A 22293-nucleotide genomic window follows, 5' to 3' on the forward strand; every position below is an offset into this window, starting at 1 on the left:
TGTCGATGAACACAGGGCTCGGGCTACGCGAACGGAAGAAGTCCGCGACCCGCCAGGCGATCCATCAGGCGGCGCTACGCCTGGCATTGGAGGTCGGCCCGGACCAGGTCACCGTCGAGGCGATAGCCGACGCCGCCGCAGTCTCCCGACGCACGTTCTCCAACTACTTCGCCAGCAAGGAAGAGGCCCTGCTCTACGGCGACCACCTGCGGATCCAGCGATTCCTGACCCTCATGCGGGACCGGCCGCAGTCGGAGTCCCCCTGGACTGCCCTCACCCGGGCCGCCCAGCAACTGTACCGGCAGATAAACGAGCGCGACCCGCAGTGGATAGCCCAGCACCGGCTCATCCGCCAGCAGCCCGCACTGTTGGCGCAGCAGATCACCACCTACGCCGCATTCGAACAGGACCTCGCCGCCGAAATCTCCCCCCGGCTGCCGGCGACCGCTAGTCCGCTGTACGCCCGGATCGTTGCGGCAACCTTCCTGGCCGCCCTCCGGGTCGCCGTTCGCAGTTGGATCGACCAACCGGCCGGCCGGACACTGACCGAGGTGATCCAGCAGGTCCTGGCGACCGCCGCCGGACAGTTCGACTAGGCACCCGCCGCGAAGATCTGGTCGGCTACACCTGGACCGGCTGGCCCGACGGGCGCCCGCCGACCGACGCGGCGGCGTGGCAGGCACCGTAGCCGTCGGCACGGGCGACGATCCGCCCCGCCTCGACGCGTACGGCGGTCTCGGTGACATCACTGACGGCGGCCACCCCGGCCGCAGCGGCCAACCTGCCCGTCTCGTCGTGGACGACCCGCAGTCGGGGCCAAACCGATGGGGGGAACGCCTGCCGCAGGCAGGTACGGAAGTCGGCGACGGCCAGCCGGGCCAACGGTGCCAGCTCTTCGGGAACGCTGGAAACGAGTACGGCGGTGACGTCGAGCCCAGCAGGCACAGCACGCACCGCCTCCTCGATGGCCGACAGCCGGTGCAGCCCGAGAATCGCTACCACGCCGTCGCCGGCCAGAGGCACGGGTTCACCTCGGACCGCATCCGTCGCGGACGGTGGCGACCACGGCTCGTCGACGGGTCGCGCCGGGGAGATGTGCGGAAGGTGGGCCGGCTGCCACCGGTCGCCAAGGTCGAGATTGGCCAACTGCGCACAGGCGCTGATGACATGGAACGGCTCGACGAAGCCGGGAGCGGCGGCAGCCAACTGACTGGCGCCGTGCAGGGTGGTGAGCGCCACCTCGGCCACCCCCACCAGACGCGCGGGGGTCTCGCCCGCCAGAGGCGCGGGAGTCTCGCCCGCCAGAGGCGCGGGAGTCTCGCCCGCCAGAGGCGCGGGAGTCTCGCCCGCCAGAGGCGCGGCGCTCCTGGGCTGTGCGCGCAATCGTTCCAACGCGAGACCGAGGAGGATCGCGTTCAGCCTCGTCAACTCCGCGAACGGAATACGGGTCCGTTCATCGGCGATGACCTCGGGCATCAGGTCCACGCCGAGGCGCGCCAGGCCGGGCTGGGCGTCGGTGGACAGCGGCAGCCGGGCCAGCCAGGCACGGGCGAACGCGGCGAGCGCCGTACCAGCGGTGTCACCCGGCTCTGACAGCTCGGAGTCTGACAGCCCGGGCACACGCTCGGCGTCCTCGGCCAGAACCGAGAAGTAGAGGGCCCGCTTGCCGGGAAAGTTGGAGTAGACCGCGCCCCGGGTTAGTTCGGCCCGCTCGGCGATGCTGTCGATCTTGGCATCCCGGAAGCCGCGCTCGGTGAACTCGTCCCGGGCGGCGGCCAGCACCTTGGCGCGGTTGCGCTCCTGCATTTCCGCCCTGGTGAGCCGACCCATGGTCCTCCTCGTTCCCGCATTGCCGCCCGCGTCGGTTCAAGATACCGTCATCATGCATATGATGTGACCATCTGGTTCGAACATCTGAATTTGGAGCAGGAATGACCGACGTGACGCAGCCCGCTCTCGACCTGCCCGAGATCCACCTGACCGACCCCGAGGTACTACGTGACCCGTTCACCGCCTACGGCCGGGCTCGGGAACAATCACCAGTGGCACGCATCCTGGCCCCCGGCTTCGGCCCGATGTGGGCGATCACCCGACACGAGGCCACCCGCGCGATGCTGAGCGACCCGAGGTTCGCCCTCACCGCCAACACCTACCAGCGGCCTGACGTACCCGAACATTGCCGGCCCTACCTGCGGACCATGCAGGAGATGGAAGGTCCGGAACACACCCGGCTTCGTCGGCTGGTCTCCCCCGCGTTCACCGCCCGCCGCGCCGCCGAGTTCCGCCCCCGGATCGAGCCGATCGTCGAACGCCTCCTCGACGACCTGCCGAATCACGCAAAGAGCGGCACGGTCGACCTGCTGCGGCACTTCGCACAACCACTGCCGATCGACGTAATCAGCGAACTCGTCGGCATCCCCGACGCCGATCGCCCACAGTGGCGAAAGTACGGTGCCGCTGTCACGGCCGGGCAGGGCAAACAACTGGCCGAGGCGATACCGGGCATCGTGGCCGACGCCAAGGCCGCGGTCGCCCAACGACGGGCTGAGCCCGGCACCACCGACGTGATCTCCGACCTCATCCGCGCCCAGGCTGCGGACGACGACCGGCTCAGCGACACCGAACTGGTCACCTTCGTCTGGCAGCTGGTCCTCGGCGGACAGACCCCAGCCAACCTCATCGCCAACGCCGTGGACACCCTGCTCGCCCACCCTGCGCAGCTCGCCGCCCTACGCGCCGACCCCAGCCTGATGCCCGGCGCGGTCGAGGAACTGACCCGCTGGTGCGGGCCACAGCTACTGACCTTTCCCCGCTATGCCCAGGAGGACGTCGACTTCCACGGCGCACCGATCCGCAAGGGCGAGCCCGTCACCGCCGCCATCGCCGCTGTCAACCGTGACCCGCGCGCCTTCACGGATCCGGAGCGGCTCGACGTCACTCGCCCCGCCGGCCCGGCGGCGCACCTCGGCTACGCCCATGGCCCACACTTCTGCCTCGGGGCCGCGCTGGCCAGGGTGCAGACCGAGGTCGCGCTCACCGCACTGCTACGCCGCTTCCCCAACCTGACGCTGGCCGCCGCCCCCGACGACGTACGACGCGACCTCGACCCGGGCACCTGGCGACTGACCTCACTACCCGTGACCTACTGACCGCCGCATTCGCACAGGCGTCGAGGAGAAGCATTTCAAATGGTACGAATCGGCGCTGGCGGGAACCTGCTGCTGTGCTCGTTCTGCGGCAAGAGCCAACAGCAAGTCAGGCGACTCATCGCCGGCCCCGCCGGGGTCTACATCTGCGACGAGTGCGTCGAGATCTGCACCGAACTCATCGAGGATGAACATCCGGGCACCACCGAGGATGCGCTACCGGGGTTGCCGAAACCACGGGAGATCTACGACTTCCTCGAGCAGTACGTCGTTGGCCAGGAGCAGGCCAAGATGGCGCTGTCAGTGGCGGTCTACAACCACTACAAGCGTATCCGCGCGAGCGGAAGCAGCCAGCACACCGGCACGACGCAGCCGGTCGAGCTGGGGAAGTCAAACATCCTGCTGATCGGCCCGACCGGCTGCGGCAAGACCCATCTGGCCCAGACGCTGGCCCGCCTGCTCGACGTCCCGTTCGCGATCGCTGACGCCACCACACTCACCGAAGCCGGCTACGTTGGCGAGGACGTCGAGAACATCCTGCTCAAGCTGGTCCAGGCTGCCGACTACGACGTCAGGCGGGCGGAGACCAGCATCATCTACCTCGACGAGATCGACAAACTCACCCGAAAGAGCAACAACCCGTCGATCACCCGGGACGTCTCCGGCGAAGGCGTCCAACAGGCGCTGTTGAAGATTCTTGAGGGTACGACCGCCAGCGTGCCGCCGCAGGGCGGACGTAAACACCCGGACCAGGAGTTCATCCCGTTCGACACGACGAACGTACTCTTCATCGTCGGCGGGGCGTTCGACGGCCTGGAACAGATCATCGCGCAACGGACTCGCCGTCGCAGCGTCGGATTCGGTGCCACAGTCCGCCCTGGGCACATCCGCGAGCCGCAGAACGCCCTTGCCGGGGTCGCGCCCGAGGACCTGCTGACCTTCGGGCTTATCCCGGAGCTCGTCGGGCGACTGCCAGTGGTGACGACCGTCGCGCCCCTGGACCGGACGGCGTTGATGCAGATCCTCACCGAGCCACGCAACGCGCTGATCAAGCAGTATCAGAAGCTCCTCCACCTTGATGGGGTGGAGTTGGAGTTCACTGGGGACGCCATCGCCGCCATCGCCGAACAGGCACTGCTGCGCCGTACCGGTGCCCGAGCAACCCGCGCCATCCTCGAGGAGATACTGCTCAACGTCATGTACGAGGTGCCCAGCCGGGACGATGTGGCCCGGGTCGTTGTCGACCGCGCCACCGTGCTGGACAACGTCAACCCGACCCTGGTGCCGCGCCAACAATCCGACCCCAACCGCAAGCACCGCGAAAGATCCGCCTGACCCGCCTCGACCTACCTCTTCCGCTTCGGCCTGCTGTGGAGTTCGTACGCCGATCAGCCGGGCGGCCCGGTCAGGCCGCGCAGCAGGATGTCGAGTCCGGCGGTGAATTCCTCCTCGGGTCCGATCTGCCGGGCGCGCCGCGCCGTTTCGGCCATGAGCGGGAATTCTGCTCGGGGCAGCTCCGAGATGGCGACGGTGCCCGCGCCGGCCAACGGGCCGAGGTGTTCGAGTTGGACCGCGCCGATGACATAGCTGAGCAGGGCACGTAGGGCGACGACCCGCCGCGCCCCGTCGATACCGCCTTCGGTCAGGATCCCGAGCACCGTCTCCGACCACCGCAGGATGCTCACCGACCGGTGTCGGTGCAGGGGCGTGAGCGGTACGGCCGCCGGGTGGGCCGCCACCGCGCCGCGAATCCGCTCGACCATGATCCGGATCTGCTCCGCCCAGGTCAGGTCGGCGGAGGGCGGGGTGGTGTCGATGGCACCGAGCACCTGTTCCACGACCAGCCCGGCCAGCTCCTCCCGGTCTGCGACATAGCGGTAGAGCGCCATCGTGCTCATGCCGAGTTCGGTGGCGACGGTACGCATGGTCAGCCCGGCGAGCCCGTCCCGGTCGATGACGGCCAGGGCTGCTGCGCCGAGCTGAGCGGTGCTGAGTGAGCGTGGTCTAGGCATGGCGGTTGACAGCGTACGACATACACCTACACTCGTAGGCGTACCTTGTACGCTTACGAGGAGTGGTGCACATGCGCGTACCCCGAAGATCGCTCGACACCGGCTCCGTCATCGCCGCCCGTGACCTCACCCCCGTCCTCGGTCCGCCAGTTTCCGTACCGGACCCCGAACGGCTGATCCACCTCCAGTTCCGCCGCTTCGCCGGGTGCCCGGTCTGCAACCTGCACCTACGGTCCGTGGCACGGCGACACGACGAGATCGAGGCGGCCGGAATCCGCGAGGTTGTGGTGTTCCACTCCCCCGCCGACGAACTACGGGAACACACTCCCGACCTGCCGTTCGCCGTCATCGCCGACCCGAACAAGCGGCTGTACCGGGAGTTCGGCGTGGAGTCCGCCCCATGGGCGCTGCTGAGCCCCCGGGCATGGCTGCCCATCGTGCGGGCAATCCTGCGCAGCACCTGGATGGTCATCCGCCGACGGGAACACCTGCCGGCCGGCACCCAGCCCGGCGGACGGCTCGGCCTGCCCGCCGACTTCCTGATCGCCAGCGACGGTCGCATCGTCGCCCACAAGTACGGCGAACACGTCTACGACCAGTGGTCGGTCGACGAACTCCTGGAGTTGGCCGTACGCGCACCACAACCGACACCGACAGCCACGACGCAACCGGCAGCCACGACGCGGCCGGCAGCCACGAAACGATGAGAAAGGTAGAGATGACTCTTCCCCTGCTCGACCGCGCTGAGGATGCCGACCGCTACGAGGTGATCAGCGGCGGATTCGACGAACACCTGTTCACCGCGGCCGCGATCGGCGAGCATGACCGCGTACTCGACATCGGTTGCGGTTACGGCCGTACGACGTTGCTGGCCGCCCGCCGGGCCGTATCCGGCCGGGTCGTCGGTAATGACGTGGTGGAGCCGATGCTGGCTCAGGCACGTGTGTTCGCCGCAGCCGAGGGTGCCGACAACGTGACGTTCGAGATGGGCGACGCGCAGCGCCATCCGTTCCCGACCGACGCCTTCGACGTGGCGATCAGCCGATTCGGGGTCATGTTCTTCGCCGATCCCGTCGCAGCGTTCAGCAACATCGGCAGGGCGTTGCGGCCGGGTGGCCGACTGGTCTTCGTGACCGTCGGGCCACCGCAACGAAACGACCTGCCCACTGTCCTCGCGGCGGCGATGAGCGAGCCGCCCTCAGCAACCGGTGTGCTCTCCCTCGCGGAACCCCAGCACGTCGACGACGTACTCTCCCGGGCTGGCTACCGGGACATCAGCGTGACCGATGTCGAGACGACGATCGCCCTGGGACGGGACGCCGAAGCGGCGGCGACGTTCGCCCTCCAGTGGGGTGCCTTTCGTGACTACTTCGCCCGGGCGGACGCTGCCGTCGTCGAATCGGCCCACGCGGCGCTCACCGCCGCCGCCCGCCCATTCCAGACCGACGACGGCGTCCGGCTACGCAGCACCGCCTGGCTGGTCCACGCGACCCGTTCCTGACTCGTCCGCTCGCCGTTGATGTTGGGTCCCGTCCCCACCTAGGGCCGACGGCTGCCCGGCCGGCGTTGGCATGCCGGCCGGGCAGCGGTCGCCTGGTCCTGGCCGAGGTCAGGAACTCGTGAGGATGACGAGTTGCTGCGTCGCTCGGGTCATCGCCACATAGCGGTCGACCCCTCCTTCGATGCCGTCGCCGAAAGACTGCGGATCAATGAGGACGACCAGGTCGAATTCCAGCCCCTTCGACAGCTCCGGGGTCAGCGACTGCACCCGCGACATCGCCTGGAAGGCGGGATCGCCAATGACACACGCGATCCCCTCGGCGTGCGCGGTGAGCCAGGCGTCGAGGATCGAATCCAACTCCGACACCAACCCGTGTACGACGGGAACGCCGCTGCTACGGATGGAGGTCGGCACGTTGGCATCCGGCAGTACGGCCCGGATGACCGGCTCGGCCGCCGCCATGACCTCGGCCGGCGTCCGGTAGTTGATGCTCAGGGAGGCCAGGTTGATCCGGTCGAACCCGATCCGCGCCAGCCGTTCCTGCCACAACTCCGTGAACCCGTGCCTGGCCTGGGCGCGGTCTCCAACGATGGTGAAGCTCCGGGACGGGCAGCGGAGCAACAGCATCTGCCATTCGGCGTCGGTCAGTTCCTGCGCCTCGTCCACGACGATGTGTGCGAACGGCCCGGCGAGCAGGTCCGGGTCGACGCCCGGCAGAGCGGACTCGTCGATGAGTGCGTCCTGCAGGTCCTTGCCGTGCAGCATGATCATCGCGCCTTCGTTGTCGTACTCGGCCGCCAGCAGGTCCTCCACGACCCTGGACATCTGCTCGCGTTGGGTCGCGACGGAGGCATCGTGCCGAAGCTTCCGCCGGGACACCTCCGGGTCGCCGAGCCGCTGCCGGGCCGCGTCCAGGAACGGCAGGTCGGAGACCGTCCAGGCCTGGGCGTCAGCGCGCTGCAACTTGCGAACCTCGTCCAGGCTGAGCCAGGGTGCGCAGTTGCGCAGGTAGGCGGGGACTGACCAGAGGTCTCCGACCACCTCGGCCGCGTCCAACAGCGGCCAGGCACGGTTGAAGGCGGTACGCAGCTCGGCGCTGCGTCGCAGCGACCGGCGAACCAGGTCCTCCGGTTCGTCGCCGTCGTACTTGTCCACCAGGATGGTGAGCAGTTCCGCCCAGATCTCGGCACGCGCCTCATTGTGCGGCGTCCCCGGATCCGGCGTCCCGAACGCCTCGGCCCAGTCGTCGGCGCTCAACCAGATGTCCGAGTCGTCGACCGGGATCGTCATCCCCTTGGCAGGCGGCTCCTCATAGAACCTGACCGCCGCCTCGATCGCCTGTACCAGCTCCGCGGACGACTTCAGGCGGGCCACCTCCGGATCGGTCTCGATGGTCGCGGTGGCACCTTCTGGGACGAGGTCCCGCAGGGTGCAGGTCTGCACGTCCTCCTCACCGAGGCTGGGCAGGACGTCGGAGACGTACGACAGGTAGGGCTGGTGCGGGCCGACGAACAGCACGCCGCCCCGACGGTGGCCGAGGCGAGGATCGGAGTAGAGCAGGTACGCGGTGCGGTGCAACGCGACGACGGTCTTTCCCGTACCCGGACCACCGTCGACAACCAGCGCACCTCGGGATCCCGCTCGGATGATGGCGTCCTGGTCGGCCTGGATGGTGGCGAGCACGTCGCGCATTCGGGGCGACCGGCTGCTGCCCAGGCTGGCGATGAAGGCGGACTGGTCATCGAGCGCGGCATGGCCGTCGAGCCCGTCCAGACTGAACACCTCGTCCCAGTAGTCGCTGATCCGACCGAGGGTCCAGCGATATCTGCGACGGCTGGCCAGGCCCATCGGGTTGGCGTGGGTCGCACCGAAGAACGGTGCCGCCGCCGGGGAACGCCAGTCGAGCAGAAGCCGACGGCCAGAGTTGTCCGTCAGGCCACGTCGTCCGACGTACACGGGCTCGGGGTTGTCCGCGCTGACCATGCGTCCCAGGCACAGGTCCGCACCGAAGCGACGTAGCGTGCGCAACCGTGCGGTGAGTCGACGGATCTCGTCGTCCCGGTCCATCGCCTGCTGGCCTACGCCGCCGGGTGCCTTGCGCGCGGCGGCGAGTCGGTCGGACAGCTCGGCGCGTACCTGTTCAAGGTTTTCGGCGATAGCCGCGAAGTGCTGCTCGTCCCGAGCGATCAGCGTTGGCTCGGCCTTGCCGGTGAGCTGTTCGGAAAGATCGAACACGCTGTTGGTAACTGGGTTCACGGGATGAGCTCCGATCTAGAATCGCACACAGCAAACACAGAGCGGGAATAATTGGACACGTAGAGTGACTAAATGGGCGCGCAAACATCCCTTCCGTTCCTGGCGCGGGTGCCGGATGTTCTTCGCTAAAGCGCTGGCCGGGCTCGGCTCAGCGCGTCGTACATAAGCGTCGCGGCACCGACGCCCCGTCGCTACGGATCGTGCCGGCCACAGCCGCCGCGCGACCCGTACGTCGACAACAGCACACGCACCTCGCGACTCCCCGTTTCCGCATGTTCCAGCTTCGACGGACGATTCTGCGGCACGACCCGGGTCTTGCCGCAAGACCCCCTATGCGCTATACGTTGAGGTAGGCGAGGTGTGTGTCCCGGCGGTTTGCGGCGGAGCCTCGTCCTTCTTTCGTGGCCCGCTCAGCGAGGCTGGGGAAGGTCATGCTGCTCCCGCAGCTCTGCCAACCCTCGTGACTTTTGCTCGTTGCGGCTGTCCTCGACATGTTCATAGAGCGCGAGGACCAGCCTGCGGCCGCGTTCGTACCGTTCGTCGCTCCAGGTCTTCAGGCGCTCCAGTCTCGCGTGCACCGGTCCGAATTCCGCAAGCATTCCACGAGCCGCCGACATTCAATCGATGATCAACCGATCTCACCAATGCTGTCCGTCGCCTCCAGACAGACCGAAGGCGGCGTACGGCAATGCCGCAACGCCGCCTGGCTGGTTCCTGTTGATTCGCCTCGGGCTCTGGGCCGGTCACTCGTCCTCGTCGTCGGCCGCGTGGTGGTCGAGGTTGACCACGCCACGCTTCCAGTAGCCGTCGACGTCGAGCCAGTCCCGGGGCAGGCCGAGTCCGCGCAGGTACCGACGAATCGGCTTGAGGTTGCCTGCCTCACCGGCCACCCAGGCATAGCCGTCGCCGCTGGGCAGTTGGATGTCCCGAATCGCCTCGTCGAGCAGGTTGCGGCCGTCGGCACCGTCGCGGTGCAGCCACACGACGGTCGCGTCGGCCGCCGTCGTCAGCGGCTGCTCCTCCGCCCGGTCAGCCACCTCGATGAAGACGTACGCCGGAACTCCGGCCGGCAGTTGCTCCAGCCAGGCCCCGATCGCCGGCAGTGCGGTCTCGTCACCGGCCAGCAGGTACCAGTCGAAGTTCATCGGGTTGAGGTGGGAGCCGCGTGGGCCAAGCACGCCGACCTTGTCGCCGGGCTTGACCTGTGCGGCCCAGGTGCCGCCCGGGCCGTGACCGTGCAGGGCGAAGTCGATGTCCAACTCCTGCTGGTCCGGCCGCACGTAACGGACGGTGTAGTCCCGAAAGATCGGCAGCGGCTCTCCGGCCGGCGTCGGGACGATCCCGTTCGGCCCGAGAGTCGGCATCACCGGCAACCGCTCGCCCGGCGCCGGGAAGAACACCTTCACGTGGTCCTCCGGCGCGGCGTACGCAAACCCGTCGAACGCCTCACCGGTCAGGGTCACCCGGGCCATGCGCGGGGTGATCCGGGTGACCCGGGCGACCTCCAACAGCCGTGGGGTGAGGTCGTGCCGGACCAGCTTGATCTCGCGCGCGGGAACGGTCATCGGGCGACTCCTCGGAAGAGCGGTATTAGGCGAGCCTAACCTACGCAGACCGGCACACCAGCGTCAGCCCAGCGCATCCCGCAACTCCTCGCCGAGCGCCAGGACCTCTGCCTGCCGAGTGCGGCCCGGCTGGCAATGCGACGGACATCACACCCATCCTCATGTCCACATTGCCACCTCTTACCCACCAGCTCGGCACCCACGCCAGCCACCAACAAGCAGGTGACGACACAAGTCGATCACTTCTCAAATCAATGACACTATACATCGGGCGTGGGATTCCCATCTACAACTTCTCACGGGCATACTGTTCATCCACGCCCTGGAATTCATCCGCCATTTTGGACGGAGGGCCACAACAGTCATGCCCAATGGAAGGATGTAACCTCGGTGAACAGCGGTACGCCCGAGAGGGAACCCGACCGCAGAGACCAACAGGACGCGGCCGTGGTCCGGGCAACCTACCTGGCCGCAGGAAGCGGTCTCGGCGCGGTGGTCCCACTCACCGCACTGAGCAGCTGCGGCAGCATCGGCGGCACAGCCACCGCAGGCATCACCGCCACCGGCACGATCACGACTGCAGCGTTCGGCGTCGCAGCCCTCTATTTACGCCGGCGCCGATAGCACCGAGCACCACTCATCGCACCTTGATACTGGCACCGACAGGGCCCGCTGCCCTCGCGTCCGGGACCACTTCAACCTCCGATTACCTCGCCCAACAGCAGACTCGGCTATCAGAACGGATCACCGTACGGACCGCGTTGCACCCGGTCGTAGATCTCGCGCAGGCCGTACGTCTGGTGGGCGTGCGCAGGGAGCGCCACCTGCGACACCGGTACGGTCAAGGCGGCACCGCAACCCGCACATGCGAACACCGTCACGCGAGACCCCCGGGTGATCATGCACCGCAACACTGCCCGCGACTTCTATCAGATCTCGAAGGTGGCACCGGGGGCGGCATGGTCGACTGGCCCGTCGAATCGGGTCGAGGCCCGCGCCACCGCCTGCTGCGGGGTAAGGAACCGGCTGACATGCGTGACGATCAACCGACCCACGCCGGCGGCGCTGGCCGTGTCCCCGGCGTCCTCAGGGGTGTGGTGCACCTGCTCACCCTCGGCAGGCACCTGGGCGCTCTCGGCCTCGCACAGCAGCACGTCACATCCGTCAGCCAACTCGGTAAGGCCAGCACACGGTGCCGTATCACCCGAGTAGACCAACGTACGGCCGGCAGCCTCGACGCGCAGCGCGAAGGCCGGCATGCCGTGTGCTACCGCCCGGCTGGTCAGGGTGAGCGGACCGACGTCCGCTCGATGCCCGTCCTGCAATTCGGTGATCGCGAAGGCGGACTCGATCGGGCTACGGACCGTCGTGTTGGTGAGGAAATGCACCAGCCGATCGGCGATGCCCGGTGGGCCGTAGAGAGGGATCGGGGCGGACAGCTCAATGTCCGCGTACAGGGCGCCGTAGTACGCCGTGAGCAGGTCCGCGCTGTGATCGGCATGCAGGTGGGAAATCCAGATCGCGGCCAGTTCGTCGAGTCGGACGTACCGTTGCAGGGGCCCCAGGGTTCCGGTGCCGGCGTCCACCCAGACGTGCGTGTCGCCGCTGGACACCAGGTAACCGGAGCACGGGTTGTCCACGCTCGGATATGGCGTCGCACACCCGAGGACCGTAAGGCGAAGCGACTCATTGATCACCCCCACATCCTAGGTACGGTCGCCGACCTGCCGCCCGCACAGCGGAGTCGACCGCGCGGCAGCGGTAGCCGAGCCCGATGCCGCGTCGGCCGACGGCCGTCGGTCATGGATTCAGTAGGCCGGAGATCGCCCTGTCAAGGCGTGCCGCCCGGCCGGCCGGGGTCCGGGCCTTCAACAGCGGCAGGATCACCTGATAGCGGCCGGTCTTGTCGAGTGCCTCGAAGGCGTTGGCGGCCTGCGGGTGGGCCGCCAACGCCTCGGCCAGATCGGGCGGCACGATGGCATTGCGCTGGGCCGCGTAGGCCGCCGCCCAGCGGCCGTCCGACTGGGCGGCGGCGACCTGAGCGAGGCCAGCGGGGCGCATCCGCCCGGCAGCGGTCAACTCCTCCACGCGCTCGACGTTTATTTGGGACCAGGGGCTGCCCCTGCGGCGGGGCGAGTACCGCTGGAGGAAGAAGTGCTCGTCGTACGATCTGCGATGGCTGTCGATCCAGCCATGACACAACGAGACCTCCAACGCCTGCTCGGACGTGACCGAGGCAGCCGGCGAACCCTTCTTGGCGATCTTCAGCCAGGCCTCGGTCTGGGTCTCGTGCTGGTCGGCCAGCCACGACTCCCATCCGGCGGCATCCTCGAAGTGCATCACTGCCCCAGAACCTCCAGGTAGTGCCGGTTGTACATGATGCCCAGCACATTGCCGAAGGGGTCGATCACGGATGCGGTGACGAACCCGGGACCGTGCTCGGTGAGCGGCTGGTAGGGCGTTGCGCCCATGGACAGCAGCCGGTCCAGGGCGGCCTGGACGTCGTCGACATGCCAGTGCAGGATCGCGCCTCCGGGGGCGGCAGCCGCGCCGGGCGGGGCGTACCGCCGGTCGATGAGGCCGAGTTCGGACTGGTAGTCGCCGATCCGGAACTCGTAGTAGGCGGCCGGCTGTCCGTTGCCCGGGCGCTCGAAGTAAGGCTCGACGCCAAGGAGTTCGGTGTACCACTGCTTGGCCGCCTCCGGGTCGTCGACCCAGAAGTTGATGGTGGCCGGTCCTCGCAGCATGGGTGGTTCCTTCCCTCGGTAGGTGACGATGACCATCCTGCGCCGCAAAGTGCTCACCCTCTGAGCACTTTTCCTGGGATTCTGGGAACATGCGCGCAGACCGACTCGTCGCCGTCCTCCTACTCATGCAGTCCCGAGGCCGGGTGACCGCCGCCGAGTTGGCAACGGAGCTGGAGGTGTCGGTGGCCACCGCCCGCCGGGACCTGGAGGCGCTGTCCGCAGCGGGCATTCCGGTGTATCCGCAGCCCGGACGCGGGGGCGGCTGGTCGCTGGTCGGCGGTGCCCGCACCGACCTCAGTGGCCTGTCGGCCGTCGAGGCACAGGCGTTGTTCCTGCTCGTCGGCCCGGCCACAGCAGTCTCGGAAGAAGCCAAGGCGGCGCTGCGAAAACTGGTACGGGCGCTGCCGCAGACCTTCCGAGCGGACGCCGAGGCCGCCGCCAGCGCTACCATGATCGACCCCACCCGGTGGAGCGGGCGTGACCAGTGGCGGCCCGAGTTGGTGGAGTTGCTCCAGACCACCGTGGTTCGCCGGCGGAAGGTCCGGTTGACCTACACCAACCGCGCCGGAGAGCGGACCGAGCGGCTGGTCAACCCCTGGGGCCTCGTTGACAAGGACGACATCTGGTACCTGATCGCCGGTACGGAACGCGGACAGCGCACCTTCCGGGTCGACCGGATCAGCACGGCAGAGCCGACTGAGCAGCCGGCGGAACGCCCGGACGGCTTCACGCTCGGCAGCGCCTGGCAACAGGTCGTCGACGAGGTGGAACAGCAGCGCTCACGCACCTGGGCGATCGTACTCGTCGAGGCCAGGTTCGTTCCGGTGCTGCGCAACCAGTTCGGCCGGCACTGCCACATCGAGGGCGAGCCCGACAACGGGCGTGCCCGGGTCCGCCTAGCCGCACCGACCCCGTTGGACATCGCCCGGCACCTCGCCGGCTGGGGCGCGATGATCGAGGTGGTCGAGCCGCAAGCCGTCCAGCGGGAGCTGGCCCGGATCGGTGCCGAGCTGACCACTCGCTATCCCACCGGGCGCTGATCCCATCTCACCCCCTGGTGGTGGGCGGGCTGCCTGTCAGACCCGGGACATAGGGTTCCACCTCGATGGATATCTACACCCAGGGCAGGGAGGCGCCGTCCGGCTCCCCCGCCTACGCGTTGTACTGGTGGATCGAGTCCCTGCACGAACTCATGGACCTACTCTACGGCGCCTTCACCGAGGAGAGATGGTCACACACCTACCGGTCCCCTTCGCTGAAGCGGCTGGAGAAGGAACTCCTCTGGTATTTCGAATGCCCGCACGGCGGCGACCTGGACACCATCGTCTCGAAGTCCGTCGCGGGCTATCTCGGCGAGACCCTGCTGAACGAAGCGGGCGGACGCTGGGACTGGGATGAGACCGCAGGGCTGCCTGTCGTACGCCCGGATCCGGTGTTGGGGCTGGATCCGGTCATCCCGTTGACCATCGTCGAGCAGGCCCTGGACGAGAAATCGGGCCTGGTGTTCACCGAAACAGCTCGTAGCCTGCGAAACGTGGTGCGGGCCCGGCAACGGAAGAAGGTGAACGCGGGTTGGCAGCCGGAACGGATACCCACCCCATGGGTGGCACTGGAAAATCTGGAAGCCGTCACGTACGCCAGACAACTCACCGACTGGGGCAACCGCTGCTACAGCATCTATTACCACACCTGGTCAGACGAGGCAGGCGGCGGCATCGAGCACTGGAACTTCCAGCCGGAGTCCCTGGACACGATGGAAGCCCTGCTGCGTGAGAACTTCCAGACGGTCGAGGACTACAACCGGGTCGCGGACGAGCCCTTCTGGGTGCAGGCTGCCTGGTACGTCGGTGAATACGTGGTACGCCACAAGCGCGCCCAGTGGCAGTACCTACAGGTCAACCCGGACGCCGCCCCCGGCACGCTGTACGCGGCCGACAGCTACTGGACCGGCAGCGCCTTCGTCAGGCAGCGGTACCGCTACGACAGCCACGCCGAACACCCGGCCGAGATGCTACGCGCCGTCCTGACCGGGACCTGCCTCCGCGAGGTCGTGGATGGCTTCAACGACCCGCGCAACGGTGGTGACTACGGACCCTGACCTGCCCCTACCGGTCGCCCGTAGGTGCTGGGTGGGGCGGGCCGAACCGCTCGACCGGGGTACGCCGACCGGAACGGAACATCTCCAACGCCAGGTGTGGTGGTACGGCAGATGCCACGAACAGCACGCTCTCGTCCGGCGCGACATAGATCGAGCCGCCGCCCCGTACCGGATGGACGACCAGCACCGCGTCGTCCTCGGGCAGTAGACGGTGGTGGAGGGCGACGCCCGGCACGGTCCGGTGGAACAGTTCGATACCCCAGTCGGTCAGGCGCTGCTGTAGTCGTACGCGTCCCTCGGCAAGACGATCGCGTAGCCACGGTGGCTGCGCGCTCTCGCTGCGGGGGTAGTGCCGTTGGTCCGTTACGTAGGCGATCGGGTCGACGGATGCCGCTTCCCAATCCGGCTCGTCGTCGTAGTTGAACCGGGTAGTCATGTCACCGGCCGACGTCACCGTCAGCTCCAGGCCGAACCAGGTGCCCAGCTCGGTCAGGTACGACGCCTTCCGCAGCGCCGCCAACGCGACGCTGCCTACGGAGTCCTTCTTCCAAAGGAGTTGACTCGTCCGGTCAGCCCAGTGCGCCGTCAACACGCTGACGCTGGCCGTTGTCAGTACGTTGGCCCGCAGCGTGATCCGATCCGCGTCCACCGGCAGCTCCTCACGAAGCAGCCGCCCGAGTGCTGCCAAGGCCGCGCGCTCATTCTCGACGCACTGCGGCAGGCGAGCCGATCGTTCACCGACCGACTCGGTCCAGCGCAGCTGGATGCCGGACGACCCACCGTCGGTCAAGGCGAACCCGTCCCGCAACGGCTCGTCCGCCATCATGGCTCTCCTGTTCGACCCGGTGGAGCAGCAGCCCTCCGCCTGGATCCGGCAACAGCACGTCTCCCCAGCGGGGATGATCACCCTAGTCCTCGCCGGCAAACCGTACCGATGACGCAGCTGGCAGAGCCTGCGTGAGTGTCGTATCCGGCTGGTATCCCTGACTGAAGACGTCAACGTGAAGGAGCCAGCCCAATGCCTACCGACGAGGAACAGATCCGCAGCCTCATCGAGCGCTGGGCCGAGGCGGTCCACCGGGGAGACCTGACCGGGGTCCTCGCCGATCACGCCGAGGACATCGTCATGTTCGACGTACCCCCGCCGTACGAGGGTGTGCGCGGCCTCGACGCGTACCGCGAGACGTGGCCGCCGTTCTTCCGGTGGCAGGCCCAGGGAGCATCGTTCGATATCGAATCCCTGGAGATCAGGGCCGGAGCCGAGGTCGCCTTCGCCTACGCGTTGCTACGCTGCGGCACACCAGACGAGTTCGCCGCCAAGCCAGAGAACCGGCTACGCCTGACGCTCGGCCTACACAAGCGGGACGGCCGGTGGGTCGTCGTCCACGAGCACCACTCCTTCCCTACCTCGGACTAGACCTGTACGAACCCGCTCGTGTTGGGCCCGGTGTGCAGGTGGAGTCGGCACGTGTCAGAGATGTCCTAGTCCCGGCAGAGGCAGAACGGTTTGCCGGCCGAGTCGGCCAGCGGGTATCCGTTCTCGTTCTTGCGCATCAGCTCGGCGCCCAACCTGTCATGGCCGGCACGGCTCGCCCACGTACTCTCGGTCCGCCAGGCTCAGCTCAGTGCCAACGGAATCTCCTCGGCTTTTGCCTGTAGCCGATTGGTCGAGCCGTTGGTGAAGCGGATAGACCCAATGAAGCCCAACCGCAACGTACCCGTACGGAAGGTGGCGGGCACCTGGAACACGGCCCAGACGCTTCCCGTCTTCACGGTGGACTGTAGAACGTGGAGGGTTGTCTTGCCGCTCCGCTGCCGGGCGGTGTATCGCCGTGTCCCGTCATCGAGCTGAGCTGACTTCACCGTGTCAAGCACCACCGACTCTGGGTCGCAGTCCTGGCCACAGTTCGCCACAATTATGGTGATCGGCACGATCAGCCAGGCTTGACCAGCCGGAGCCCACCCAAGGCTGTACTCGGCTGGGGTGAGCTGCACCTGCGCTATTCGCGTATTGATGCCGAACGGCGGCGTTCTGAACGAGAAACCCGGCCCGGTGGTCGCAGACTGCTTTGGCAAGGCCGGATACAGCCCGGCAATCTCGTTGATCCGTTGACCGGTACGCAGGTCCAGGGACTGTGGCCGCCCGTCGGCGGCAGTCACCGTGACCGGTGCCCCGACCGGTGCACTCACCACCAACAGCTCACTGACCCGTGGACCACCCAGGGCAACAGGCTGGCGGTCGCCCACCTTCACCGACAGCTTCTCCCGGGATGCTTCCTCGTCCGGCGCCTTGAGCAGCGAATACCCGGGGATCATCAAGCCGCTGCCGAGCTGGACCACCACAAACTCGTGTCCAGCAGCGGCCTGCACCGTCTTACCACCCGCCGTGATACTGCCCGTCGCGGACGACGATGCCCGAGCGTCGGTCAACACCATGGCCGGGGTGAGCGTCGGGCTCACGGCAAGAGCATCGATGGACAGGCCGTACCCCAGACCGACAATCAACGACTTCGAGGATTCCGGCACGGTAGGAGTGAGGCCCAACCGCTCCAACTTGCCGCGACCGTAACCGATGAATTCGGCGGGGGCGCTGACCGACGGCTGGGTCGGGGTCGGGGTAGCCCGATCACCGCCCGAATCCCCCTTCCCGCACCCAGCCACCAGCACCGTCGTGGTCATCGCGAGCGCAAGAAGCAATCGACGCATCGTCCCTCTCCCCCGTCAGGCGTCGATTAGACCACAAGCCATCGACGGTACGTGACGACATCGTCAGAGACGGTGACCGATACGCCTCACCACGGCAAAGCTCGGCTGGGCGACAAGCACGCGATTGGACATCCCATTCGACGCTCGTCCGGACGGTCGTCCGACGGACAGTCAGGCCACAAGCCCCAACAGCTCTTCCGCCTGCGCGTTGAAGTGAGCGACCTCAGCGACCTTGGCGTACGGCTGAAGCCGCCGTTGCAGGTCACGCACTGTCTCACGGCAGCGGGAAGAGTTCACCTGGGCAGCAAGCTCGACGGTCTCAAGACTCTTGACTGCCGCCGCCTCGACGTTGCGCCGCGCCAACTCCCCCACGGCGAGCGCCGCATGGCTTAACGCCCCTCGTCGTGCCCGCCCCTGTCTATGCGCACCAATGGCAGACTCGGATGCGAATCGCTCCACTTCAGTCGACTGCCCAAGATCACAAAAACAGTGTGCCGCCTCTCCGAAGAGATAGGGAACATCGATAAAACGCGCCCATTCCGGTTCGTCTTCCGCTACAACGGTTCCGAAGATCCGTTCCGCCTCGGCAACTACGGCGGCAGCCCCACGGCTGTCGCCCAGTGCAGCCAGTGCTCTTCCTTCGAGAATATGGAGGTCAGCAAGGCATGCCGGCGACTCGTCATCCGTCATGCCGTTGCGCCCGGCACGCGCGAGCATCAGCGCCTCGTGCGGGTGCCCGAGCAAATTCGCCTGATCCGACATCCCGGCAAGGACGTGCGCGCCGAGCGCCACACTGCCGGATGCCTGCGCAAGCCCGAGGGCTTGGATGAGATAGCGCTGCGCAAGTCCATGCTCGCCGTCGTCGTAGGCCATCCAGCCGACGAGGTACGCCTGCTCAGCAGCAGCCTCCTGGATAGCGCGCCGCACCTTCCCGTCGTGGTCACGTTTGAGCAATGGAAAGACGTAGCTGTTCATGTACTCAACGAGGGCAGTACGAGCATGACCACCGCCCCGCATCACATCCATCTCTTGAAACAACACAAACATTTCGCGAATGCCCGCAACCTGCCGCATGCCAACCTTCCGTGGCCCACGGTCAGTCGTCGTCTCCGCCAGCCTCGCGAGTAGCCAGTCCCTGCTCGGCGCACCGAGGGCCGCCAGCACGAAGGGCGCTTGCACAATGCTGCGACGACTCACATCAGCCTTCCCGAGTTCCGCAATCGTATCGGCCGCTTGAGCGGCGTTGTCGGGATACATCAAACCTCTAGCAGCAAGCGTCTCTTCCTCGATCATGTCGAAGTCGGCAGGCCTTACTCGACGTCCAAGCCTCTCCGAAATGGCCTGACCAATCAGGGTGGGAACCGGGGGCCGAGGACGCTCCCCTTTCTTCACCCACCGATTCACTGCCGTGTAGTCGTATCGCAGCGTGAGCCCTTCGCTGGCACCTAAATCGTTTACGCGTCGAGCGAGACCGGCCCAGGAGAAGCCAGTTTCCTTGATCAGAGCAGCAAGTGCATCGTTCTGCTTGCCCACAGCAGCCCCTCCTTGCGTTGACCTCTACCTCGGACGCTACCGATCAGATGGCAACACTTCCAGACACTTGGGATCGCGATTCTCACATGGTCTTTCACATGGTGCCGCGACCACCAGCAATGGGCTTTCCTCATCCTCGGCAGACCACAAACAAGTGACTCTCTGTGTTGGCAGTAACAATCCATGGCTGAAGGGACGCCAACGGATGCTTGCTGATGACTTCTTCCGGCTGGCCCATGACGACGTCACGGGGCGGCTGCGCCTGAGCCACCGGACCATCTCGGTCGGGCTGGCCGCCGCGCTGCTGGGTGAGCTGTTGGTACTGCATCGCATCCAGATCACCGCGAGCGGGGACGTACGCATCATCGACCGGACCCCGCCCGAGGATGCGGTGGCGCACATGGTCCTGGAGTGCCTGGTCCTGGAGCCCCGTAGCCGAACCCTGCTGGTCTGGGTGGATCGGCTGGCGCAGTCGGCGTACGCCGATGTTGCTGGCCGTTTGATGCGGGCCGGGCAGCTACGTGTCCAGGTCTCCCGGCGGCTGATCGGGCGGGTCGTGACGGTCTTCCTGCCGACGGACATGAACCAGGCGGCCCGGCCGATGGCCTTGCTCGCCACCCAGTTGCGCTGGCGGGACCCGCTGACCCACCACGACAGTCAACTGGCGGGGCTGGTGCTGACAACCGGCCTGGACCGGTACGTCCTCGACGGCGCTCCGGCCGTCGTCCGGGGATATCTCCACTTCGTCGTGGAGCACCTGCCACCGCCGCTGCCTCAACTCCTACACGCCGCTCGTGTCCACCTCTGACGAAAGGCACTGCACCGATGACCAACCTGCCGGTCGTACGCCGGGCTCGATATGCCGAGCTTGGCACCATCGCTGCCCTGGTGGGCGAGTCAGGCTATGCCCTACCGATCGCGGCCTGGCTCGTCCCCAACGAACTCGGACGTGGCGCGGTCCTCACCGACGCCGCCCGGATCTGGGTCGAGCACGCGCTCTTCTTCGGCGAGATCGACGTCATCTCTGACGAGGACGGGCTCGCCGCAGCCGCCGTCTGGTTCCACCGCTACCGGCCCGTTCCACCCCCGACCGCGTACGAGGCACGGCTCACCGCCGCCTGCGGCGAGAATGCCGAGCGGATCACCGCTCTCAGCGCGCTGCTAGACAACCAGCGTCCGGAGAAGGGCCATCAACACCTCGCCTTCCTGGCCGTCACCGCAGACCTGCACGGCACCGGCATGGCCACCGCGCTGCTCGCACACCATCACACCCAGCTCGACCGCTATGGCACCCCCGCGTACACCGAGGCCTACAGCACCGGTCACGAAAAGCTTCTGACTCGGCATGGTTATCAGCCCCGCCCTGCCCTGCACCTGCCCGACCGCAACATCGTCCACCCCATGTGGCGGGCCAGCCGCACCGCGACCTAACTCCCCCCTGGCTCGCCCCGACTGCCCCGAGACGGGCGAGCCCCGGCACCGGTGGCGCTGCGCGGCAACGCACGTCAACTGGTGCCGAAGCGGCGGGGCCGCCTCCGATCGCCTCCCGGGAGGTGGCCCCGCCGCGTCTATTTGGTGTGCTTTCATGGCACAGTGCGACAACCGGACCTTTCTACGGCGAGTAGCGCTCCCACCCCGGGTATTCGGCCACGCAATGAGGCTGACCTCGATGAATGCGTCCGGGTACTCAGGAAGGTCCACGAGCGCGACGGGTATCCGCTGAACTGGCCGGGCCGACCTGACGAGTGGCTGGCATCGCCTCTGCTGCTCGGATCCTGGGTGGCGGAGTTGGGGTGCCAGGTCGTCGGTCACATTGGTCTGTCCCGCAGCGGGGCTGGGGACGCCGCGCCGGTCCTGTGGTCCCGCACCACAGGCGTACCCGTCACGAATGTCGCTGTGATCAGCCGGTTGTTCGTTTCACCTGTGGCCCGTGGGCATGGGATCGGGGCTCTGCTGATGGCGAGGGCCATGCAGAGTGCGCGAGAACATGGCCTGCATCCGGTACTCGACGTCGTCGCTTCGGACGGTTCGGCTGCCGCGCTCTATCAGCGCCTCGGATGGCGCATGCTCGGGACGGTCGATCAGCAATGGGGTCCTGCCCAGACCGTCACCGTGCATTGCTTCGCCGCGCCCACGTGATCAACTAAATCGGGACACACATACCTCAACACCGTGACCGGAACACCAGGTACGTCATCGGGGTGGAATAACGTACGTGGTGTTCCGGTCAGCCCGTGGGCAGGGGCCCAGCAGCCCAGCGGGTTGGCAGCACCATCAGGCAGACGCCGTCACATGTACCTGGCGTCCGGTTGGGCGTCGATCGTCACCCGAATCCTCATGATCAACGGTGCTGGGTGTCCGGATCCGCGGAATGACCCCCCACCCCCAGGCGTTGAACCCACCGACGCCCGGAGCAGCACCCCACCCGGGCCACCTCGGGAAGCCACCCCGGACAGCCGCCCCCCGGCGCGCGTCCAACACTCCGGCAACCCCGGCCGGCGGAAATAGCCGGCCCACCCCGAGCGTTACATCCCCCGGGACCCCGAGCAGGTCGCACCGACCCCGGCAGGTCCCCCCTTTTACTTGCTTTCCTCTTCTTTCCCTTTGTTCGCGGCACCCCACACCCCGTGTGGCGCGCGTGCCGCACACCCCCGGAACGAAAGGAACACCACCATGAACACCATCACCCTGCGCAAGACCGCCCTCGGCATCGCCGGCCTCGCCTTCAC

Annotated in this window: 23 protein-coding genes and 1 pseudogene; 12 read left to right on the forward strand and 12 right to left on the reverse strand. The window is 67.2% G+C overall.

Going from position 1 to position 22293, the window contains the following annotated elements:
• The first annotated feature begins 5 nt into the window (after nucleotides 1-5).
• Complete coding sequence (locus tag ACWDV4_RS14065; protein ID WP_449978157.1) at nucleotides 6-596, forward strand: TetR/AcrR family transcriptional regulator; 591 nt, start codon at nucleotides 6-8, stop codon at nucleotides 594-596.
• Between the two features lie 25 nt (nucleotides 597-621).
• Here the strand turns inward: ACWDV4_RS14065 and ACWDV4_RS14070 are convergent, their stop codons facing one another.
• Nucleotides 622-1830 (reverse strand): TetR family transcriptional regulator, encoded by a 1209-nt coding sequence (locus ACWDV4_RS14070; protein ID WP_449978159.1) that lies wholly within the window; start codon nucleotides 1828-1830, stop codon nucleotides 622-624.
• Between the two features lie 101 nt (nucleotides 1831-1931).
• Between ACWDV4_RS14070 and ACWDV4_RS14075 the strand changes: the two genes are divergently transcribed.
• Both ACWDV4_RS14075 and clpX read left to right on the forward strand, forming a co-directional pair.
• Complete coding sequence (locus tag ACWDV4_RS14075) at nucleotides 1932-3149, forward strand: cytochrome P450 family protein (protein ID WP_449978160.1); 1218 nt, start codon at nucleotides 1932-1934, stop codon at nucleotides 3147-3149.
• Between the two features lie 39 nt (nucleotides 3150-3188).
• A complete protein-coding gene (clpX, locus tag ACWDV4_RS14080) occupies nucleotides 3189-4481 on the forward strand; it encodes an ATP-dependent Clp protease ATP-binding subunit ClpX (RefSeq protein ID WP_449978162.1) in 1293 nt (430 codons plus the stop codon).
• A 53-nt stretch (nucleotides 4482-4534) separates the two neighbouring features.
• Here the strand turns inward: clpX and ACWDV4_RS14085 are convergent, their stop codons facing one another.
• Nucleotides 4535-5158, reverse strand: coding sequence for a TetR/AcrR family transcriptional regulator (locus ACWDV4_RS14085; protein ID WP_449978164.1), 624 nt, complete (start codon nucleotides 5156-5158; stop codon nucleotides 4535-4537).
• A gap of 71 nt (nucleotides 5159-5229) precedes the next feature.
• Here ACWDV4_RS14085 and ACWDV4_RS14090 point away from each other — a divergent pair, with 71 nt between their 5' ends.
• Both ACWDV4_RS14090 and ACWDV4_RS14095 read left to right on the forward strand, forming a co-directional pair.
• Nucleotides 5230-5865 (forward strand): peroxiredoxin-like family protein, encoded by a 636-nt coding sequence (locus tag ACWDV4_RS14090; protein ID WP_449978167.1) that lies wholly within the window; start codon nucleotides 5230-5232, stop codon nucleotides 5863-5865.
• A complete protein-coding gene (locus ACWDV4_RS14095; RefSeq protein ID WP_449978170.1) occupies nucleotides 5862-6659 on the forward strand; it encodes a class I SAM-dependent methyltransferase in 798 nt (265 codons plus the stop codon). The genes ACWDV4_RS14090 and ACWDV4_RS14095 overlap by 4 nt, the downstream gene beginning before the upstream one ends.
• Before the next feature lie 108 nt (nucleotides 6660-6767).
• Here the strand turns inward: ACWDV4_RS14095 and helR are convergent, their stop codons facing one another.
• The 3 genes from helR to ACWDV4_RS14110 form a co-directional block, all read right to left on the reverse strand.
• Nucleotides 6768-8915 carry an RNA polymerase recycling motor ATPase HelR gene (helR, locus tag ACWDV4_RS14100; protein WP_449978173.1) on the reverse strand — a complete coding sequence of 716 codons (2148 nt, stop codon included), beginning with the start codon at nucleotides 8913-8915 and terminating at the stop codon, nucleotides 6768-6770.
• Between the two features lie 410 nt (nucleotides 8916-9325).
• Nucleotides 9326-9532: a hypothetical protein gene (locus ACWDV4_RS14105; RefSeq protein ID WP_449978176.1), complete on the reverse strand. Its 207-nt coding sequence runs from the start codon at nucleotides 9530-9532 to the stop codon at nucleotides 9326-9328.
• Nucleotides 9533-9658: 126 nt separating this feature from the next.
• Nucleotides 9659-10480 (reverse strand): siderophore-interacting protein, encoded by an 822-nt coding sequence (locus ACWDV4_RS14110; RefSeq protein ID WP_449978178.1) that lies wholly within the window; start codon nucleotides 10478-10480, stop codon nucleotides 9659-9661.
• Between the two features lie 390 nt (nucleotides 10481-10870).
• Here ACWDV4_RS14110 and ACWDV4_RS14115 point away from each other — a divergent pair, with 390 nt between their 5' ends.
• Nucleotides 10871-11104, forward strand: coding sequence for a hypothetical protein (locus tag ACWDV4_RS14115; protein ID WP_449978179.1), 234 nt, complete (start codon nucleotides 10871-10873; stop codon nucleotides 11102-11104).
• 110 nt (nucleotides 11105-11214) lie between these two features.
• Here the strand turns inward: ACWDV4_RS14115 and ACWDV4_RS14120 are convergent, their stop codons facing one another.
• From ACWDV4_RS14120 to ACWDV4_RS14135, 4 genes are all read right to left on the reverse strand, one after another.
• Nucleotides 11215-11361 (reverse strand): hypothetical protein, encoded by a 147-nt coding sequence (locus ACWDV4_RS14120; RefSeq protein WP_449978180.1) that lies wholly within the window; start codon nucleotides 11359-11361, stop codon nucleotides 11215-11217.
• A 48-nt stretch (nucleotides 11362-11409) separates the two neighbouring features.
• Complete coding sequence (locus ACWDV4_RS14125) at nucleotides 11410-12120, reverse strand: MBL fold metallo-hydrolase (protein ID WP_449978182.1); 711 nt, start codon at nucleotides 12118-12120, stop codon at nucleotides 11410-11412.
• 160 nt (nucleotides 12121-12280) lie between these two features.
• Nucleotides 12281-12820, reverse strand: a complete 540-nt coding sequence (locus tag ACWDV4_RS14130; protein ID WP_449978183.1) for a YdeI/OmpD-associated family protein — start codon at nucleotides 12818-12820, stop codon at nucleotides 12281-12283.
• A complete protein-coding gene (locus tag ACWDV4_RS14135; RefSeq protein WP_449978185.1) occupies nucleotides 12820-13227 on the reverse strand; it encodes a VOC family protein in 408 nt (135 codons plus the stop codon). The genes ACWDV4_RS14130 and ACWDV4_RS14135 overlap by 1 nt, the downstream gene beginning before the upstream one ends.
• Nucleotides 13228-13316: 89 nt before the next feature.
• Here ACWDV4_RS14135 and ACWDV4_RS14140 point away from each other — a divergent pair, with 89 nt between their 5' ends.
• Both ACWDV4_RS14140 and ACWDV4_RS14145 read left to right on the forward strand, forming a co-directional pair.
• Nucleotides 13317-14267 carry a helix-turn-helix transcriptional regulator gene (locus ACWDV4_RS14140; RefSeq protein ID WP_449978187.1) on the forward strand — a complete coding sequence of 317 codons (951 nt, stop codon included), beginning with the start codon at nucleotides 13317-13319 and terminating at the stop codon, nucleotides 14265-14267.
• A 65-nt stretch (nucleotides 14268-14332) separates the two neighbouring features.
• A complete protein-coding gene (locus ACWDV4_RS14145; protein WP_449978189.1) occupies nucleotides 14333-15325 on the forward strand; it encodes a hypothetical protein in 993 nt (330 codons plus the stop codon).
• 7 nt (nucleotides 15326-15332) lie between these two features.
• Here the strand turns inward: ACWDV4_RS14145 and ACWDV4_RS14150 are convergent, their stop codons facing one another.
• A complete protein-coding gene (locus ACWDV4_RS14150; RefSeq protein WP_449978192.1) occupies nucleotides 15333-16148 on the reverse strand; it encodes a hypothetical protein in 816 nt (271 codons plus the stop codon).
• Nucleotides 16149-16343: 195 nt separating this feature from the next.
• On the opposite strand from ACWDV4_RS14150, the pseudogene ACWDV4_RS14155 reads away from it, so the two are divergent.
• Nucleotides 16344-16739 (forward strand): annotated as a pseudogene (locus ACWDV4_RS14155) (YybH family protein); the annotation flags it as partial.
• Between the two features lie 203 nt (nucleotides 16740-16942).
• Here ACWDV4_RS14155 and ACWDV4_RS14160 read toward each other — a convergent pair.
• Both ACWDV4_RS14160 and ACWDV4_RS14165 read right to left on the reverse strand, forming a co-directional pair.
• A complete protein-coding gene (locus ACWDV4_RS14160) occupies nucleotides 16943-18031 on the reverse strand; it encodes a hypothetical protein (RefSeq protein ID WP_449978196.1) in 1089 nt (362 codons plus the stop codon).
• Between the two features lie 171 nt (nucleotides 18032-18202).
• Nucleotides 18203-19564 (reverse strand): hypothetical protein, encoded by a 1362-nt coding sequence (locus ACWDV4_RS14165; protein ID WP_449978198.1) that lies wholly within the window; start codon nucleotides 19562-19564, stop codon nucleotides 18203-18205.
• A gap of 205 nt (nucleotides 19565-19769) precedes the next feature.
• Here ACWDV4_RS14165 and ACWDV4_RS14170 point away from each other — a divergent pair, with 205 nt between their 5' ends.
• From ACWDV4_RS14170 to ACWDV4_RS14180, 3 genes are all read left to right on the forward strand, one after another.
• Nucleotides 19770-20372, forward strand: a complete 603-nt coding sequence (locus tag ACWDV4_RS14170) for a GOLPH3/VPS74 family protein (protein WP_449978201.1) — start codon at nucleotides 19770-19772, stop codon at nucleotides 20370-20372.
• Between the two features lie 17 nt (nucleotides 20373-20389).
• Nucleotides 20390-20995 carry an N-acetyltransferase gene (locus ACWDV4_RS14175; protein WP_449978203.1) on the forward strand — a complete coding sequence of 202 codons (606 nt, stop codon included), beginning with the start codon at nucleotides 20390-20392 and terminating at the stop codon, nucleotides 20993-20995.
• A gap of 162 nt (nucleotides 20996-21157) precedes the next feature.
• Nucleotides 21158-21703, forward strand: coding sequence for a GNAT family N-acetyltransferase (locus tag ACWDV4_RS14180; RefSeq protein WP_449978205.1), 546 nt, complete (start codon nucleotides 21158-21160; stop codon nucleotides 21701-21703).
• The last annotated feature ends 590 nt before the right edge of the window (nucleotides 21704-22293 follow it).

This window comes from Micromonospora sp. NPDC003197, assembly GCF_053590565.1.

Coding starts and splice junctions, on each gene's coding strand:
- ACWDV4_RS14105 (WP_449978176.1), bottom strand. CDS start 9,532: ATGTCGGCGGCTCGTGGAATGCTTGCGGAATTCGGACCGGTGCACGCG.
- ACWDV4_RS14075 (WP_449978160.1), top strand. CDS start 1,932: ATGACCGACGTGACGCAGCCCGCTCTCGACCTGCCCGAGATCCACCTG.
- ACWDV4_RS14150 (WP_449978192.1), bottom strand. CDS start 16,148: ATGGCGGACGAGCCGTTGCGGGACGGGTTCGCCTTGACCGACGGTGGG.
- ACWDV4_RS14090 (WP_449978167.1), top strand. CDS start 5,230: ATGCGCGTACCCCGAAGATCGCTCGACACCGGCTCCGTCATCGCCGCC.
- ACWDV4_RS14135 (WP_449978185.1), bottom strand. CDS start 13,227: ATGCTGCGAGGACCGGCCACCATCAACTTCTGGGTCGACGACCCGGAG.
- ACWDV4_RS14095 (WP_449978170.1), top strand. CDS start 5,862: ATGAGAAAGGTAGAGATGACTCTTCCCCTGCTCGACCGCGCTGAGGAT.
- ACWDV4_RS14110 (WP_449978178.1), bottom strand. CDS start 10,480: ATGACCGTTCCCGCGCGCGAGATCAAGCTGGTCCGGCACGACCTCACC.
- ACWDV4_RS14145 (WP_449978189.1), top strand. CDS start 14,333: ATGGATATCTACACCCAGGGCAGGGAGGCGCCGTCCGGCTCCCCCGCC.
- clpX (WP_449978162.1), top strand. CDS start 3,189: ATGGTACGAATCGGCGCTGGCGGGAACCTGCTGCTGTGCTCGTTCTGC.
- ACWDV4_RS14065 (WP_449978157.1), top strand. CDS start 6: ATGAACACAGGGCTCGGGCTACGCGAACGGAAGAAGTCCGCGACCCGC.
- ACWDV4_RS14140 (WP_449978187.1), top strand. CDS start 13,317: ATGCGCGCAGACCGACTCGTCGCCGTCCTCCTACTCATGCAGTCCCGA.
- ACWDV4_RS14130 (WP_449978183.1), bottom strand. CDS start 12,820: ATGCACTTCGAGGATGCCGCCGGATGGGAGTCGTGGCTGGCCGACCAG.
- ACWDV4_RS14070 (WP_449978159.1), bottom strand. CDS start 1,830: ATGGGTCGGCTCACCAGGGCGGAAATGCAGGAGCGCAACCGCGCCAAG.
- ACWDV4_RS14160 (WP_449978196.1), bottom strand. CDS start 18,031: ATGCGTCGATTGCTTCTTGCGCTCGCGATGACCACGACGGTGCTGGTG.
- ACWDV4_RS14175 (WP_449978203.1), top strand. CDS start 20,390: ATGACCAACCTGCCGGTCGTACGCCGGGCTCGATATGCCGAGCTTGGC.
- ACWDV4_RS14170 (WP_449978201.1), top strand. CDS start 19,770: ATGCTTGCTGATGACTTCTTCCGGCTGGCCCATGACGACGTCACGGGG.
- ACWDV4_RS14085 (WP_449978164.1), bottom strand. CDS start 5,158: ATGCCTAGACCACGCTCACTCAGCACCGCTCAGCTCGGCGCAGCAGCC.